We start from the raw sequence: 15,384 nt of genomic DNA on the forward strand, positions 1-15,384 counted from the left end.
ATGACGATGACCACGCGGGTGATCAGTGTGTCGGTGCCGGTCGCCGACCAGGACGCGGCGATCGCGTTCTACGTGCAGACGCTGGGGTGCGAGCTCCGCACCGACGTCGAGATCTGGCCGGGTGCCCGGCTGGTCGAGGTGGTGCCGCCGGGCTCGTCGGTGGCGCTGGTGCTGCTGCCGCCGGACAGCGAGATCCCGGTGGCGGTCCGGTTGGGCACGACCGACGCCCGGGCCGCCTACGACCGGTTGCGCGAGGCCGACGCGGTGCTTTACAACGACGACGTGCTGCACCTCGAGGGCGCGCCGCCGATGTTCCACTTCGCCGACCCCGACGGCAACGGCCTGGTCTACCTGCAGGAGCCCGACGGTGCCCGCGGCTGACCGGCGCGGCCCGCTCGACCTGACCTTCACCGCGGTCCTCGGCAAGGTCCGCGAGGGTGACACCTGGACCTGCGTCCAACTGCCCGGGTCGGCCGAGGTGTTCGGCACCCGCGGTCTGGTCAAGGTGGCCGGGACGGTCGACGGGCAGCCGTTCCGCGGCGCCTTCATGGCCCTCGGCGACGGCACCCACAAGCTGCCGGTGGCCGCCGCGGTCCGTCGCGCGATCGGCAAGGACGACGGCGACGAGGTCACCGTGCACCTCACCGAACGGCTCAGCTGACTCCCGCGGCGCCCCGGTCGCGCTTCGACGGGCTCAGCGCCCGGAGCGCCCTGAGCTTGCCCACCACCGTCCCCTGAGCCCGTCGAAGGGCAGGGCGCGGCGATCAGTGCCCGAGGACCTCGGGCTGCGGTCGGGCTCCGACCGCCGCGGCGAGCTCGCCCGGGTCGAGGTCGGCCGACTCGGCCTCGGTGAGCAACCGGGACCGGATCAGGAACCGCTGGCCGGTCGGTGACTCGACCGAGAAGCCGGCCCCGCGACCGGGCACGACGTCGATGGTCAGGTGGGTGTGCTTCCAGTAGGCGAACTGCTCGGCGCTCATGTAGACCGGGATCGGTTCGGGCGTGCCGGCGTCGAGGTCGCCGAGGTGGACGTCGGCGTCGCTGATCAGGAAGTCGCCGTCGGGATAGCACATCGGCGACGAGCCGTCGCAGCACCCGCCGGACTGGTGGAACATCAGCGGGCCGTGCTTCTCCCGCAGCGTGCGCAGCAACGCGGCCGCCTTCTCGGTCACCGCCACTCGTTCGGTCATCGGACCTCCTCGTCCCGGATCGTGCCTCCAGTCTGCCCCGGCCGTTCGCCGCCGGGGTCGTCCACGTGGTCCGTCACCGCACAGAGGACCACCTGTGCCCGTCCAGGCGGGCACAGGTGGCCGGTGCGGACCCGGAGGACGTCGGGGGAAGCGCACCCCGGGCCGGACCCGGACCGGACGGTGCGGCCGCCGTCGCGACCGCACCGGCCGGGAGACCGATCAGAAGAAGCCGAGCTTGTTCTCGTCGTAGGAGACCAGCATGTTCTTGGTCTGCTGGTAGTGGTCCAGCATCATCGCGTGGTTCTCCCGGCCGATCCCGGAGCTCTTGTAGCCACCGAACGCGGCGTGCGCCGGGTACTGGTGGTAGCAGTTGGTCCAGACGCGTCCGGCCTGGATCTCCCGCCCGGCCCGGTAGGCCGTGTTGACGTCGCGAGACCACACGCCCGCGCCCAGCCCGTAGAGGGTGTCGTTGGCGATGCTCATCGCGTCGTCGTAGTCCTCGAACCCGGTGACCGAGACCACCGGACCGAAGATCTCCTCCTGGAAGATCCGCATCTTGTTGGTGCCCTGGAAGATCGTCGGGGCCACGTAGTAGCCGCCCGACAGGTCACCACCCAGGTCGACGCGCTCGCCGCCGCAGATGATCCGGGCGCCCTCGGCGGTGCCGATCTCGAAGTAGCTGAGGATCTTCTCCAGCTGGTCGTTGCTGGCCTGCGCGCCGATCATGGTCTCGGTGTCGAGCGGGTTGCCCTGCTTGATCGCTTTGACCCGGTCCGTCGCGGCAGGCAGGAACTGTTCGAAGATCGAGTTCTGGATCAGCGCCCGGCTCGGGCAGGTGCAGACCTCGCCCTGGTTGAGCGCGAACATCGCGAAGCCCTCGAGGGCCTTGTCGTAGAACGCGTCGTCCTTGGCGGCGACGTCCTCGAAGAAGATGTTCGGGCTCTTGCCGCCGAGCTCCAGGGTGACCGGGATCAGGTTCTGGCTGGCGTACTGCATGATCAGCCGGCCGGTGGTGGTCTCGCCGGTGAAGGCGATCTTGCGGATCCGCTTCGAGCTGGCCAGCGGCTTGCCGGCCTCGACCCCGAACCCGTTGACCACGTTGACCACCCCGGCGGGCAGCAGGTCGGCGATCAGCTCCATCAGCATCATGATCGAGGCCGGGGTCTGCTCGGCCGGCTTGATCACCACGGCGTTGCCGGCGGCCAGCGCCGGGGCCAGCTTCCAGGTGGCCATCAGCAGCGGGAAGTTCCACGGGATGATCTGGCCGACCACCCCGAGCGGCTCGTGGAAGTGGTAGGCGACGGTGTTGTCGTCGATCTGGCTGAGGTGGCCCTCCTGGGCCCGGATCGCGCCGGCGAAGTAGCGGAAGTGGTCCACGGCCAGCGGCAGGTCGGCGGCCATGGTCTCGCGGACCGGCTTGCCGTTGTCCCAGGTCTCCCCGACCGCCAGCATCTCGAGGTTCTGCTCGATCCGGTCGGCGATCTTGTTGAGGATGTTGGCGCGCTCGGCCACCGAGGTCTTCCCCCAGGCCGGCGCGGCCGCGTGGGCCGCGTCGAGCGCGACGTCGATGTCCTCGGCGGTGCTGGCGGCGACCTCGCAGAAGGTCTGCCCGTTCACCGGGGACGGGTTCTCGAAGTAGTTGCCCTGCTTCGGCGCGACCCAGTCGCCGCCGATCCAGTTCTCGTAACGCGACTTGTAGCTGACGACGCTGCCGTCCTGGCCCGGTTGGGCGTACACAGCCATGCATCCACTCCTTCGTGGGTCACAGAGTCGACGGCCCGGCCCGTGCCGGGCATCTCCGGTGAACCTAGAACGGCCCGGGTTGCCCGAACGTTGCATCGCCAACGGACCTCGCGGCGCCCGAGGATCCGCCAGGTCGCCGTCGACGGGTTCAGGCGAGCGCGACCGCCAGGTCGTCGACGTGGCTGGCCACCTGGGCGTAGCGCGGCGACCCGGCGGGCAGCGCGGCCAACGCCGCCCGCCAGACCTCGAGGTCGTCGCGGCCGTGCTCGGTGTCGGCAAAGCCGAGCAGCGCGTCCGGGTCGCCGGAGGTCAGCAGCGCTCGGCGGAGCTCGTGGTGCAGCCGGTCGCGGAGGTCGACCACCCCGGGCGCGAGCGACCAGGGCAGCACCGGGCCGGGATAGTGCGCGACCGCGGACCGCAGCCGGCCCGCCCGCAGCTCGTCGCGGACCTCCTCGAGGTCGGTCCGGACGCTCGACTCGAGCCGGTAGGGCCGGGAGGCGGTCCGCACGCCCGGCAGCACGGAGCGCAGGCGCGACATCTCGGCCCGGACGGTGACCGCGGACATCTCCTCCTCGGAGAGCCGGACGGCGAGCTCGTCGCCGCTCAGCCCGGCGCCCGCCGCGGCCAGCAACACCAGGATCTCGCTGTGCCGCAGCCCGAGCTCGACGGTGGTTGCGTCGTCCGTGCCGGCGGTGCGGACCAGCCCGCGGCGGCGGCCGAGCACGGTCAGCGTGGCCGGGACGTCGTCGGGCTGCGTGGGTCGACGCCGCCCCGGGCCGCGTACCGCGTGGCCCGACCTCGTGGCCGGCGGGCGCGATCCGGTCGGCGGGTGCGGCCGGGTCAGCCGGTCGAGCCGGAGCTCGGACTCGACCGCGGCCACGGTCGCGCGGACCAGCGCCAGACCCTGCGGCGCGGCCACGTCGGGTCCGCCGGTGAGGTCGAGCACCCCGAGCAGCGCGCCGGTGTCCGGGTCATGGACCGGTGCGGCCGAGCAGCTCCACGGCGTCACCGGCCGGGCCAGGTGCTCGGCGCCGAAGATCTGCACCGGCGCGTCGAGGGCCAGCGCGGTGCCGGGTGCGTTGGTGCCGGCCGCGGTCTCGCTCCAGTTGGCCCCCGGGGCGAACGCGATCCCCTCGGCCAGGGACCGCAGCCGGTGCGACCCCTCGACCCACAGCAGGCGTCCGGCCGCGTCGCTGACCGCGACCAGCATGCCCGCCTCGGCGGCGCTGTCGACCAGCAGCCGGCGGACCACGGGCATCGCCGCGAACAACGGGTGCTCGGCCCGGATCCGGGCCAGCTCGGCGTCGTCGAGCTCCCAGGGCGCCTCGGTCTGCTCGGGGTCGAGCCCGCTGCTCACACACCGGCGCCAGGACTCGAGGACGAGCGGACGGAGCGGCGCTCCCGGGGTCCCGGTGGCCACGAAGGCGTCGTGGGCACGGTGCAGGTCGCGGGTCAGCAGGTCGAGATCCGACCCGGCCCGGTAGGCCAGGTCGGCCGGGCCTCGCTGCCCCGCGGTCGGCATGGCCCGAGCCTAGGTGCGCGTGGTCCTCGTCACAATCAGATCGCGCAATCCGGCCGGCCTGCGCCCTTCGACAGGCTCAGGGCACGTGGTGGTGGGTGGCGCTCGGGCGCGTAGTGGGTTAGCGCAGGGCGCCCGCGCCTAGCTGCGCCGCTCGCGACCCAACAGCTCCTCGATCCGCTGCAGCCGCTCCCCGAGCCGCGCTTCGGCGCCGTGGTCGGTCGGTTGGTAGTAGCGGGCGTCGGCGAGCTCGTCGGGGAGGTACTGCTGGGCGGCGATCCCGTGCGGTTCGTCGTGGGCGTAGCGGTAGCCGACGCCGTGGCCGTAGGTCTTGGCGCTGCTGTAGTGGGCGTCCCGCAGGGGCGCGGGGACGAGCCCGATCCGCCCGGCGCGGACGTCGGCCAGCGCGGCGTCGACGCCCATGATCACCGCGTTGGACTTCGGGGCCAGCGCCAGCGCGATCACCGCCTGGGCCAGGCAGATCCGGCCCTCGGGCATCCCGATGAACGCGACCGCGTCGGCGGCGGCGACGGCGGTGGGCAGCGCGGTCGGGTCGGCCAGCCCGATGTCCTCGCTGGCCAGGATGACCAGCCGGCGGGCGATGAACCGGGGGTCCTCGCCGGCCTCGATCATCCGGGCCAGATAGTGCAGACCGGCCTGGACGTCGGAGCCGCGGATCGACTTGATGAACGCGCTGATCACGTCGTAGTGCTGGTCACCGTCGCGGTCGTAGCGGACCGCCGCCTTGTCCACGGCGCGCGAGACGACCTCGGGGGTGATCTCGGTCGACCCGACGGCCTGCGCGCCCGCGGCCGACTCCTCGAGATAGGTCAGTGCCCGCCGGGCGTCGCCGCCGGCCAGCCGGAGCAGGTCGGCGCGGGCGTCGTCGGTGAGGGTGAGCGCCGGCTCGGCGCCGCCCAGCCCGCGCTGGTCGGTGAGCGCCCGGTCGAGCAGCCCGGAGACGTCGTCGTCGGTCAGCGGGCGCAGGGTCAGCAGCAGCGAACGGGAGAGCAGCGGGCTGATCACCGAGAAGCTCGGGTTCTCCGTGGTGGCCGCGATCAGCGTGACCAGCCGGTTCTCGACCGCGGGCAGCAGGACGTCCTGCTGGGCCTTGGAGAACCGGTGCACCTCGTCGACGAAGAGCACCGTCTGGCGTCCGGCGGCGAGGTCGCGGCGGGCCTGGTCGAGCACGGCGCGGACCTCCTTGACCCCGGCGGTCACCGCCGAGACCTCGACGAACCGGCGGTCGGTCTGCTGCGAGACCACCGCGGCGATCGTCGTCTTGCCCACGCCGGGCGGCCCCCAGAGGAACACCGACATCGGCTCGCCGCCGGCGAGCCGCCGCAGCGGCGACCCGGGCGCCAGCAGGTGCTGCTGCCCGACGATCTCGTCCAGGGTCTGCGGGCGCATCCGGACGGCCAGCGGCAGCCGGCGGTCGGCCCGGCCGTCCCCGAGGCTGCCGCCGCCGAGGCTCCCGCCGATCGCGCCGCCGGCCACGCCGGGCTCCTGCGCCGGGGCGGTCACGGTGCCGAACAGGTCCTCGCTCACCGGCCCATCCTCCCCGACGGCGCCGACAGCCCGGACGCCACCGACGGCCGCGGACGTCGACGGGTGCCCACGCGGGTCAGGAGAGGGCGAACACCAGGGCCGGCACCGGGATCCCGACCAGTAGCGCTGCGGTGAGGTGCCACCACGGGTGCTCGGCCAGCAGGGCGACGAACTCGCGGAGCACCGCGCTCGGCCAGTAGTAGCCCGCGGTCGGCGAGCCGACGGCCTGGGCGTCGATGCCGAGCTTGCGGGCCAGGACGGCGGCGCGCATCGCGTGGTAGTTGCTGGTCACGATCAGCCCCGGTCCGGGGAGCCCGCCGGACCCGGTCGCTGCCGACGGCTCGACCGGCGGCCTGGTGCCCGGAAGCGGGGTGCCGAGCGGCGCCGGGCGTGCCGGCGCGAGGGTGGCCAGCGGTGCCGGCAGCGGTGCCGGCAGCGGTGTCGAGGCCAGCAGCTCGCGGGTGAACCGCAGGTTCTCCTCGGTGTCGGTCGAGCGGCCCTCCACCAGGACGCGAGAGGGGTCGGCGCCGTGCTCGACGGCGAGGGCCGCCATCGCCTCACCCTCGGCGACCACCTCGTCGCTCCCCCGGCCGCCCGACATCACCACCACGCGCACCCGTCGGCGCGCCGCCTCGGCCAGCCCGGTGCGGACCCGCGAGGCCAGCAGCGGCGGCACCCGTCCATCGGCGCCCAGACCGGAGCCGAGCACGACCAGCCAGTCGGCCGGGGCGCCGCGCACCAGCCGCCGGTAGATCTGGGCGTAGACCAGGAAGTTGACCAGCGCGAAGCCCGCGTACGCCGCGACCAGTCCGATCCCGACCGTGACGGCCAGCCCGCGCGCGCCGCCGCCGAGGGCCAGCACCACCACCGGCAGGGCTCCGAGACCGAGCAGCCCGATCCCGAGCAGCAACGACAGCAGGTTGCCCAGCGACCGCGACTCGCGCTTGATCATCTGGACGCCGTTCATGATCAACAGCACCGCGAGGACGACGACCAGCAGCGGGCCCAGCACCACGATCAGCACGGCCAGCGCACTGATCATGCTGGTGCCCGGGGCGCCGAGCGCGCTGAGGGCCTCCCCCGTGCTCAACGCCGCCAAACCGATCAGCACGCCGTTGGAGAGCCGGCGCGGTTCGGACCTCGTGCGACGGACCGCCAGCAGCACCAGGACCACCGCGACCGCCACCAGCGCGACGATCACGGTGATCTTGAGCAGCCCGGGAGTCACCGCTCGAGAATAGGCGGCGGGCGGCCGCCGGTCGATCCAACCGGAGTCGGGTCCGCCGTCCGACGACGGTCAGTGGTGGAAGCCCCCGGACCCCGACTGTCGTGGGGCTCCGGTCTCCTGGTCGAGCTCGGCGACCGCGGCCTCGAGGTCGGACAGGAAGCTCTCGGCCAGCGCGTGCCCGAACCCGTTGCGGACGACGACGCGCAGCACCGACAGGTCGGTGCGGTTCTCCGGGAAGCTGTAGGCCGGCACCAGCCAGCCGCGTTCACGGAGGGCGCGCGAGACCGCGTAGACGTCGACCCGGTCGTCGGCCGCGGCGAAGGCGAACACCGGCAGCTCGTCCCCACGCGAGATCAGCCGGAAGCGACCGGTTCCTTCGATCCGCTCGGCCAGGAAGGTCGCCACGTCACGGGCGGCCTGCTGGACGGCGGTGAAGCCGGCCCGTCCGAGCCGGAAGAACGTGTAGTACTGCGCCACCACCTCGGCCCCGGGCCGGGAGAAGTTGAGGGCGAACGTCGGCATGTGGCCGCCGAGGTAGTTGACGTCGAAGATCAGCTCGCGGGGCAGCAGGTCGGTGTCGCGCCAGAGCACCCAGCCGACCCCGGGATAGACCAGGCCGTACTTGTGCCCGGAGGTGTTGATCGAGGCCACCCGCGGCAGCCGGAAGTCCCAGACCAGCTCGCGATCGAGGAAGGGGGCGATCATCGCGCCGGACGCACCGTCGACGTGCACAGGGACGTCGGGGCCGCCGTCGGCGGCCAGCCGGTCGAGCGCCGCGCAGATCTCGGCGACCGGCTCGTAACTGCCGTCGAAGGTGGAGCCGAGCACCGCGACCACGCCGATGGTGTCCTCGTCGACGAAGGGCAGCATGCTCTCGGCGTCGAGGTGGAACCGGTCACCCTGCATCGGGACCAGCCGCGGTTCGACCTCCCAGTAGCGGCAGAACTTCTCCCAGCAGACCTGGACGTCGGCGCCCATCACCAGGTTGGGGGTGCGGGTCGGGTCGTCGACTCGCTGTCGCCAGCGCCGCTTGAGCGCCATCCCGGCCAGCATCGCCGCCTCGCTCGAGCCGGTGGTCGAGCAACCGAGGGTGCGGTCGGGGTCGGGCGCGTTCCAGAGGTCGGCCAGGATGGCCACGCAGCGCTGCTCGAGCTCGGCGGTCTGCGGGTACTCGTCCTTGTCGATCATGTTCTTGTCGACGCACTCCGCCATCAGCGTGCGGGCCTCCGGCTCCATCCAGGTGGTGACGAAGGTGGCCAGGTTGAGCCGGGCGCTCCCGTCGAGCAACAGCTCGTCGTGGATCAGCTCGTAGGCGACCGCCGCCGGCACCGGCTCCTCGGCCAACCGGTGTCGCGGTGTCTCCAGCCGGGCGGCGAGACCGGGGTTGGCCTCGGTCATGATCGCGTTCGTGCCGGCCCCGCGCGGGTGCGCGGTGCGGCGGGGCGGGTGGTCGGGGTGAGCGGCGCTGTGCACGGCCATGGCCGCACTATCGCACCGCCCGACCATGATCACCGGGCCGGCACCGCGAGCCCGCTGAGGTCGCTCTCAGCTGGCCACCGCCGACCGGCGAGGATGGCGGCATGTGCCGTCTGTTCGGTCTGCACGCCGGGAGCCCCACCACGGCGACGTTCTGGCTGCTCGACGCGCCGGACAGCCTGGCCGCGCAGAGCCGGCGCAATCCGGACGGCACCGGGATCGGCTGCTTCGACCCGGACGGACGGCCGCTGGTGGCCAAGGAGCCGATCGCCGCCTGGCACGACACCAGTTTCGCCCGGTCGGCCTGCACCCTGACCGGGCGGACCTTCGTCGCGCACGTCCGGTACGCCAGCACGGGTGCGCTCACCCGGGAGAACACCCACCCGTTCGCGCTCGACGGACGGCTGTTCGCGCACAACGGGGTGGTCGGCGGGCTGGACCGGCTCGACGCGCGGCTGGCCGAGCTGGAGGCCGCCGACCTGGTGCGGGGCCAGACCGACAGCGAGCGGGTGTTCGCGCTGGTGACGGCCGAGACCCGCCGCCACGGAGGCGACCTCGGCGCCGGTCTGCAGGCCGCGGTCGCCTGGGTCGGCGCGGAGCTCCCCGTCTACGCGCTCAACCTGGTGCTGGCCACACCGGACGAGCTGTGGGCGCTGCGGTATCCGGACACCCACGAGCTGTGGGTGCTCGAGCGGCCCGTGCCGGCGGCCGACGAACTCCAGGTGCGGAGCGTGCGGATCAGTGCGCACGCGCCGGCGCTGGCCGGACGGCCGGCGGTGGTGGTGGCCACGGAGCGGATGGACGACGACCCCGGCTGGCGGCTGCTCGGCGACGGCGAGCTCCTCCGGGTCGGGCCCGACCTGCGGTGCTCGGTCAGCCGGCCGTTCGCGGCGCCGGTGCACCCGCTGCGTCCGGCGGACCTGGGAGCGCGCGCGGCGGCTTCGCAGCACAGCTGAGCCCAGCGGCGGATGATGATCTGCCCGAGACGCAGGACGCCGGTGACTTCGGCCGCGGCAACGCGGCGAAGTCACCGGCGTGATGCCGACTCTCAGGCGGTGGCTGCGGCCGCCTCGTCCGCGCCGGACTGCTTGGCCGCCTCGGGCTTGGCGTCCACCCCGGCTTCCTTGCGCTGCTGGGCAGTGATGGGTGCCGGGGCGTTGGTCAGCGGGTCGACGCCGCCACCGGACTTCGGGAAGGCGATCACGTCGCGGATCGACTCGCTGCCGGCCAGCAGCGCGCAGACCCGGTCCCAGCCGAAGGCGATCCCGCCGTGCGGCGGGGCGCCGAATGCGAAGGCGTCGAGCAGGAATCCGAACTTCTCCTGCGCGGACTCCTTGCTCAGCCCCATCACCGCGAACACCCGCTCCTGGACGTCGCGCTGGTGGATACGGATCGACCCGCCGCCGATCTCGTTGCCGTTGCAGACGATGTCGTAGGCGTAGGCCAGCGCCGAGCCGGGATCGGTGTCGAAGGTCTCCAGGCTCTCCGGCTTGGGCGAGGTGAACGCGTGGTGCACCGCGGTCCAGGCGCCGGACCCGACCGCCACGTCACCGGCGGCCACCGCCTCGCTGGCCGGCTCGAACAGCGGCGCGTCGACCACCCAGACGAAGCTCCAGGCGCTCTCGTCGAGCAGCCCGGCCCGGCGGCCGATCTCCAGCCGGGTCGCGCCGAGCAGCGACTGCGCGGCCGACCGGGCACCGGCGGCGAAGAAGACGCAGTCTCCCGGCTGCGCGCCGACAGCCTCGACCAGCCCGGCACGCTCGGTCTCGGACAGGTTCTTGGCCACCGGGCCGCCGAGCTCGCCGTCGGGCTGGACGAGCACGTAGGCCAGTCCGCGGTGCCCGCGCTGCTTGGCGAACTCCTGCCAGCCGTCGAGGGTGCGGCGCGGCTGGTCGGCCCCGCCGGGCATCACCACGGCGCCGACGTACGGCGCCTGGAAGACCCGGAACGGGGTGTCGGCGAAGTAGCCGGTCAGCTCGGTGATCTCGAGCCCGAAGCGCAGGTCGGGCTTGTCGCTGCCGTAGCGGTCCATCGCCTCGCGGTAGGTGATCCGCGGGATCGGGGTGCTCACCTCGACCCCGATCAGCCGCCAGAGGTTGGCGATCAGCTCCTCGCTCAGCGCGATGACGTCGTCCTGGTCGACGAAGCTCATCTCGATGTCGAGCTGGGTGAACTCGGGCTGCCGGTCGGCGCGGAAGTCCTCGTCGCGGTAGCAGCGCGCGATCTGGTAGTACCGCTCCATCCCGGCGACCATCAGCAGCTGCTTGAACAGCTGCGGGCTCTGCGGCAGCGCGTACCAGGACCCCGGACGCAGCCGGGCCGGCACCAGGAAGTCGCGCGCACCCTCAGGGGTCGACCGGGTCATCGTCGGGGTCTCGATCTCGACGAAGTCGTGGCCCGCCAGGGTCTCGCGGGCCACCCGGTTGACCGCGCTGCGAAGCCGGAGCGCCTTGGCCGGCGCCGGCCGGCGGAGGTCGAGGTAGCGGTACCTGAGCCGGGTCTCCTCACCGACGCCCACCCGCTCGTCGATCTGGAACGGCAGCGGCGCGGCCGCGTTGAGCACGGTCAGCTCGCGTGCGGCGACCTCGATCTCGCCGGTCGGCAGGTCGGGGTTGGCGTTGCCCTCGGGCCGCACCTCGACCTCACCGGTGACCGCGATGCAGTACTCGTTGCGCAGCTCGTGCGCACCGGAGGCGGCGAGGATCTCGTCCCGCACCACCACCTGGGCGATGCCCGAGGCGTCCCGCAGATCCAGGAAGGCCACGCCGCCGTGATCGCGCCGGCGGGCCACCCAGCCCGCCAACGTCACTGTGGTCCCGGCGTGCTCGGCACGCAGGGTTCCGGCCTCGTGGCTGCGAATCACAACTGTCCTTCCTCGGGTCGGCACCGGATCGGTCGCCGGTGCGCTCGCGTCGGCCGCGCCAGGGCGGGCCGGTCATCGATCCTACGAGGCCGGGCGTCGCGGCACCGCACGGTTTCGGGCCACTGCGCGCCCGGTCCGCCGGACGGACGTCCGCCACGGATCCCCAGCACATCTCTACTATTCCGACATGAGCACTCGGGAAAGCGGCCCCGACGCGGTGATCATCGGTGCGCCGAAGGCCGGGACCACCGCGCTGCACGCGGCTCTGGCCCGGCACCCCGGGGTGTGGGCCAGCCCGGTCAAGGAACCGAAGTTCTACCTCTGCGGCGAGGCACCGCCACCGGCCTACCGCGGACCCGGGGACGCCCACAGCCAGCAGGAATGGGTCTGGCGGCGCGACGACTACGAGGCGTTGTTCCGCGGGGCTGCGCCCGGCCAGGTCCGGCTCGAGAGCACGCCCTTCTACCTCTACTCCGCCGACGCGCGGCGCCGGATCGCCGAGGAGCTGCCCGACGCCAGGCTGATCGTGGTGGTCCGCGACCCGGTCGACCGCGCCTACTCGAACTGGATGCACCTGTGGGTGGACGGCCTCGAGCCCGAGGCGGACGTCGTCCGCGCCTGCCTGGCCGAGGAGAGCCGGATCGCCCGTGGGTGGGCGCCGTTCTGGCACTACCGACGGATGGGTCGGTACGGCGAGCAGCTGGCCGACCTGTTCGACCGGGTCGACCGGGAGCGGGTGCTGGTGTTCCGGTACCGCGAGCTCGTCTCCGACCCGGCCCGGACGCTGGACCGGGTGGCCGGCTTCCTGGGCATCGATCAGCGTGCGGTGTCGGCGGTGCCGGCGGACAACGCGCGCGGCTTCGTCGCCGGTGGCCCCTGGGCCCGGGCCACCGGTCGGGCGCTCCGCCTCGGCGCCGGTCTGGGCCGGTTCGCTCCGCCCCAGGTCTGGCGCCAGGCGTCTCGCCCACTGCTGGCCGCCCGTCGGCTCGGTGGTCCCGATCACCGCCCCGCGCTCGACCCCGACCAGCGTCGCGAGCTGCTCGCCGGCGTGCTCGACGACATCGACCTCCTCGAGGACCTGCTCGGGGAGGACTTCTCCGACTGGCGAGCGACCACCGGTCGCGGCTCGTTCCGGCAGCGCAGCGCGGTGCCCTGATCCCATCCGCGGACCTCAGCCCACCGGAGCCTCACCCTCGAGCAGTTCAGCGGGCGACCAGCGCGGTGTAGAGGTCGTGGGCGCCGTCGGGGCGGGCGGCCTCGAAGTAGAACCGGCGCGAGCCGTCGGGCTCGTTGACCAGGCAGACGTAGCGGAACGCGCCGTCGCCGTACGGGGACCGCAGGACGTCCTGCTCGCCCACCGGCTGCAGCCGCAGCCCGTCCCACCGGGCCAGACCGGTGGTCTCGTGCCAGTTCGAGGCGGCGTCGGGGCGACCGTCGTAGAGCACGGTCAGCGGGTTTCGCTCGACGACGGCGGTCACCCGGGCCCCGCGGGCGTCCCAGCGGCCGGCGGTCCCACTCAGCACCTCGCCGCGGTCGTGCCAGGTCAGCCCGTCGGCGCTCACCAGTCGCCGGGTGGTCATCCGGTCCTCCGCACCCACCACGTCGAGCGGGTGGCAGCACAGCCAGAGCTCCCACGGCTCGTCCGGCTCGCCGTCGGCGGCGGCACGACCGGCGTCGCGGACCGTGATCACCGGGTCCTTGACCGCGACCCGCTCACTGCCGGGCAGCACGACCGTGCGGGTGCCCGCGGGGACCTGCTCGGGGGTCACGGCGTCGAGCGCCTCAATCCACCAGTGCTTGGAGTCCGGCGTGGCGCAGCTGAGGTACAGCCGCCATCCTCCGTCCGGTCGGCGGAGCAGGACCGGACGCTCGAACGAGGCCGCCCCGAACGCTTCGCGGCGCACCTCGGCGACGGTCACGAAGTGGACACCGTCGTCGGAACGGGCCACCACGGTGCTGACTCCACGCCCCTCGGTCAGCGGGCGCCGGCTGCGGTAGGCCAGCCAGTAGGTGCCGTCCTCGAGCACCGCACTGGCTGCCCCGGACCAGTTCCCGGGACCGTCTCCGGGTGCCGGCACCACCACCGTGGCGTCTTCGAGACGTGGCAGTTCCCGGAGATCGGTCGTGGGCACGGGCCCGAGCCTACGAGGCCGCACGGCGATCGACCGGGATGTGGGAACGCCACCCACGGCGAGGCGATCATGACGATCGTCATGGAAGGATCGCGCCTGTTCATGACGGACGTCATAGCAGGAGGCGGCGGTGCTGCTGGGATTCCTCGGGTTGGGCCTGATGGGCGAGCCGATGGCCACCAACCTCGTCCGTGCCGGCCGGTCAGTGCTGGTGTGGAACCGCAGTGCGGCCGCCGCCGAACGGCTCGCGGCCCTCGGCGCCGAGATCGCCGCCGACGCGGCCGAGGTGGTGCAACGCGCGGACGTCACCCTCGTGATGCTGGCCGACGCCTCGGCCTGCGACCAGGTGCTCGGCCATCGCAACGGACGGGTGACGGTGCCGGTGGCCGGGCGGGTGCTGGTGCAGTGCGGCACGGTCTCCCCGGCGTACTCCGCGGGGCTGGCGGCCGCGGTCGCCCGGTCCGGCGGGCGCTACGTGGAGGCGCCGGTGTCCGGGTCGCGCGGTCCCGCCGAGCGCGGCGAGCTGGTCGCGATGCTGGCCGGCGAGCCCGAGGCGGTGCGGCTGGTCCGTCCCCTGCTGGGTCCGATCGCCGCCACGGTGGTCGAGTGCGGCGCGGTCCCGCAGGCGTTGAGCACCAAGCTGGCCGTCAACACGTTCCTGATCACCATGGTCACCGGGCTCGCGGAGTCGGTGCGGCTGGCCGAGGCGTCCGGGCTGGACCTGGCCACGGTGGCGGCGGTGCTCGACGCCGGGCCGATGGCCTCGGTCGTCTCTCGCGGCAAGCTCGCCAAGCTGCTCGCCGACGACCTCGCGCCGCAGGCGGCGGTGGCCGACGTGCACCGGAACGCCGAGTTGATCGTCGCCGCAGCCGAAGCGGTCGGCGTCCGGCTGCCGCTGGCCGCCGCGAGCCGGGAGCTGTTCGCCGAGGCCGTCGGTCTCGGCCGTGGAGGCGAGGACATGATCGCCGTGATCGAGGCGCTCCGCGCTCGGTGAGCCACGCACACCGCGCTCGGTGAGCGACGCACACCGCGCTCGGTGAGCGACGCGCTCCGCGCTCGGTGAGCGACGTCAGCCGGCGTCGAGGAGCGGGCCGAGCGCGCCGACGACCGTGGTCAGCGGCCGCGTCGACCGCTGCGCCCGGCTGAGCACGATCGCACCCTCGAGCGTGCTGAGCATCAGCACGGCCAACCGGCGGGACCGTGCGGCCGTCAGTCCCTGGCTCCGCAGCTCGTCGACGACGGCCTGCTGCCAGCGGTCCAGCCCGCGACGAGCGGCAGCCGTCACCGCGGGGTCCACCGCGCCGGTCTCGGCGACGGTCGCCACGATCGGGCAGCCCCGTCCGAAGTCCCGGCTCTCGAGGTCGTGCCGCCAGTAGCCGGCCAGGTGCGCGAAGAGGCCCGCCGGGGTCGGGGACCGGGTGCCGGCGCGATATGCCGTCACCCAGTCGGCGGCGAACCCGGCGGCCAGGTCGAGCGCCTCGTCGACCAGCTGGGTCTTGCCGCCGGGGAAGTAGTGCTGGAACGAACCCCTCGGGGCCTGCGCACGGTCCACGACGTCACGGACCCCGGTCGCCGCCACTCCCTGCTCGCGGACCAGCTGGGCGGCGGCGTAGACCATGCGGTCACGGGGCGGGCGGGTCGGGTCGGTCACCGGACCATCCCAGCGCGCCGCCGGCGTCAAGACA

At 73.3% G+C, this 15,384-nt stretch carries 14 protein-coding genes; 5 read left to right on the forward strand and 9 right to left on the reverse strand.

What is annotated here, in order from left to right:
• Nucleotides 1–6 precede the first annotated feature (6 nt).
• Both FHX74_RS13585 and FHX74_RS13590 read left to right on the forward strand, forming a co-directional pair.
• Nucleotides 7–381 (forward strand): VOC family protein, encoded by a 375-nt coding sequence (locus FHX74_RS13585; protein WP_220483921.1) that lies wholly within the window; start codon nucleotides 7–9, stop codon nucleotides 379–381.
• Entirely contained in the window at nucleotides 368–661 is a 294-nt protein-coding gene (locus FHX74_RS13590) for a DUF1905 domain-containing protein (RefSeq protein ID WP_182560709.1), read from the forward strand. The genes FHX74_RS13585 and FHX74_RS13590 overlap by 14 nt, the downstream gene beginning before the upstream one ends.
• Nucleotides 662–764: 103 nt before the next feature.
• Here the strand turns inward: FHX74_RS13590 and FHX74_RS13595 are convergent, their stop codons facing one another.
• The 6 genes from FHX74_RS13595 to FHX74_RS13620 all read right to left on the reverse strand — a co-directional run bounded on the left by FHX74_RS13595 (nucleotide 765) and on the right by FHX74_RS13620 (nucleotide 8,707).
• Complete coding sequence (locus FHX74_RS13595) at nucleotides 765–1,190, reverse strand: DUF779 domain-containing protein (RefSeq protein ID WP_182560710.1); 426 nt, start codon at nucleotides 1,188–1,190, stop codon at nucleotides 765–767.
• Nucleotides 1,191–1,409: 219 nt separating this feature from the next.
• Nucleotides 1,410–2,933, reverse strand: coding sequence for an acetaldehyde dehydrogenase ExaC (exaC, locus tag FHX74_RS13600; RefSeq protein ID WP_182560711.1), 1,524 nt, complete (start codon nucleotides 2,931–2,933; stop codon nucleotides 1,410–1,412).
• A gap of 148 nt (nucleotides 2,934–3,081) precedes the next feature.
• Nucleotides 3,082–4,455: a sigma-54-dependent transcriptional regulator family protein gene (locus FHX74_RS13605; RefSeq protein WP_182560712.1), complete on the reverse strand. Its 1,374-nt coding sequence runs from the start codon at nucleotides 4,453–4,455 to the stop codon at nucleotides 3,082–3,084.
• 138 nt (nucleotides 4,456–4,593) lie between these two features.
• On the reverse strand, nucleotides 4,594–6,000 hold the full coding sequence (locus FHX74_RS13610; RefSeq protein ID WP_407941481.1) for a replication-associated recombination protein A: 1,407 nt from the start codon (nucleotides 5,998–6,000) through the stop codon (nucleotides 4,594–4,596).
• A 76-nt stretch (nucleotides 6,001–6,076) separates the two neighbouring features.
• Entirely contained in the window at nucleotides 6,077–7,228 is a 1,152-nt protein-coding gene (locus tag FHX74_RS13615) for a YdcF family protein (protein WP_182560713.1), read from the reverse strand.
• 69 nt (nucleotides 7,229–7,297) lie between these two features.
• Nucleotides 7,298–8,707 (reverse strand): glutamate decarboxylase, encoded by a 1,410-nt coding sequence (locus tag FHX74_RS13620; protein ID WP_182560714.1) that lies wholly within the window; start codon nucleotides 8,705–8,707, stop codon nucleotides 7,298–7,300.
• 101 nt (nucleotides 8,708–8,808) lie between these two features.
• On the opposite strand from FHX74_RS13620, the gene FHX74_RS13625 reads away from it, so the two are divergent.
• A complete protein-coding gene (locus FHX74_RS13625; RefSeq protein WP_182560715.1) occupies nucleotides 8,809–9,660 on the forward strand; it encodes a class II glutamine amidotransferase in 852 nt (283 codons plus the stop codon).
• A gap of 92 nt (nucleotides 9,661–9,752) precedes the next feature.
• Here the strand turns inward: FHX74_RS13625 and aspS are convergent, their stop codons facing one another.
• On the reverse strand, nucleotides 9,753–11,567 hold the full coding sequence (aspS, locus tag FHX74_RS13630; protein ID WP_182560716.1) for an aspartate--tRNA ligase: 1,815 nt from the start codon (nucleotides 11,565–11,567) through the stop codon (nucleotides 9,753–9,755).
• A gap of 187 nt (nucleotides 11,568–11,754) precedes the next feature.
• Here aspS and FHX74_RS13635 point away from each other — a divergent pair, with 187 nt between their 5' ends.
• Nucleotides 11,755–12,723: a sulfotransferase family protein gene (locus FHX74_RS13635; protein ID WP_182560717.1), complete on the forward strand. Its 969-nt coding sequence runs from the start codon at nucleotides 11,755–11,757 to the stop codon at nucleotides 12,721–12,723.
• 46 nt (nucleotides 12,724–12,769) lie between these two features.
• Here FHX74_RS13635 and FHX74_RS13640 read toward each other — a convergent pair whose 3' ends face one another.
• A complete protein-coding gene (locus FHX74_RS13640; RefSeq protein WP_182560718.1) occupies nucleotides 12,770–13,699 on the reverse strand; it encodes a glycoside hydrolase family protein in 930 nt (309 codons plus the stop codon).
• Between the two features lie 130 nt (nucleotides 13,700–13,829).
• Between FHX74_RS13640 and FHX74_RS13645 the strand changes: the two genes are divergently transcribed.
• Complete coding sequence (locus tag FHX74_RS13645) at nucleotides 13,830–14,693, forward strand: NAD(P)-dependent oxidoreductase (protein WP_182560719.1); 864 nt, start codon at nucleotides 13,830–13,832, stop codon at nucleotides 14,691–14,693.
• Between the two features lie 75 nt (nucleotides 14,694–14,768).
• On the opposite strand, the gene FHX74_RS13650 is transcribed toward FHX74_RS13645, so the two are convergent.
• Nucleotides 14,769–15,350: a TetR/AcrR family transcriptional regulator gene (locus FHX74_RS13650; protein WP_220483922.1), complete on the reverse strand. Its 582-nt coding sequence runs from the start codon at nucleotides 15,348–15,350 to the stop codon at nucleotides 14,769–14,771.
• Nucleotides 15,351–15,384 lie beyond the last annotated feature (34 nt).

The sequence above is a fragment of the Microlunatus kandeliicorticis genome (assembly GCF_014137855.1).
Taxonomy (GTDB): Bacteria; Actinomycetota; Actinomycetes; order Propionibacteriales; family Propionibacteriaceae; genus Microlunatus; species Microlunatus kandeliicorticis.

What these genes read in the sequence shown, in the direction of transcription:
- FHX74_RS13585 (WP_220483921.1), top strand. Translation starts at nt 7, where the DNA reads ATGACCACGCGGGTGATCAGTGTGTCGGTGCCGGTCGCCGACCAGGAC.
- FHX74_RS13595 (WP_182560710.1), bottom strand. Translation starts at nt 1,190, where the DNA reads ATGACCGAACGAGTGGCGGTGACCGAGAAGGCGGCCGCGTTGCTGCGC.
- exaC (WP_182560711.1), bottom strand. Translation starts at nt 2,933, where the DNA reads ATGGCTGTGTACGCCCAACCGGGCCAGGACGGCAGCGTCGTCAGCTAC.
- FHX74_RS13605 (WP_182560712.1), bottom strand. Translation starts at nt 4,455, where the DNA reads ATGCCGACCGCGGGGCAGCGAGGCCCGGCCGACCTGGCCTACCGGGCC.
- FHX74_RS13620 (WP_182560714.1), bottom strand. Translation starts at nt 8,707, where the DNA reads ATGGCCGTGCACAGCGCCGCTCACCCCGACCACCCGCCCCGCCGCACC.
- FHX74_RS13625 (WP_182560715.1), top strand. Translation starts at nt 8,809, where the DNA reads ATGTGCCGTCTGTTCGGTCTGCACGCCGGGAGCCCCACCACGGCGACG.
- FHX74_RS13635 (WP_182560717.1), top strand. Translation starts at nt 11,755, where the DNA reads ATGAGCACTCGGGAAAGCGGCCCCGACGCGGTGATCATCGGTGCGCCG.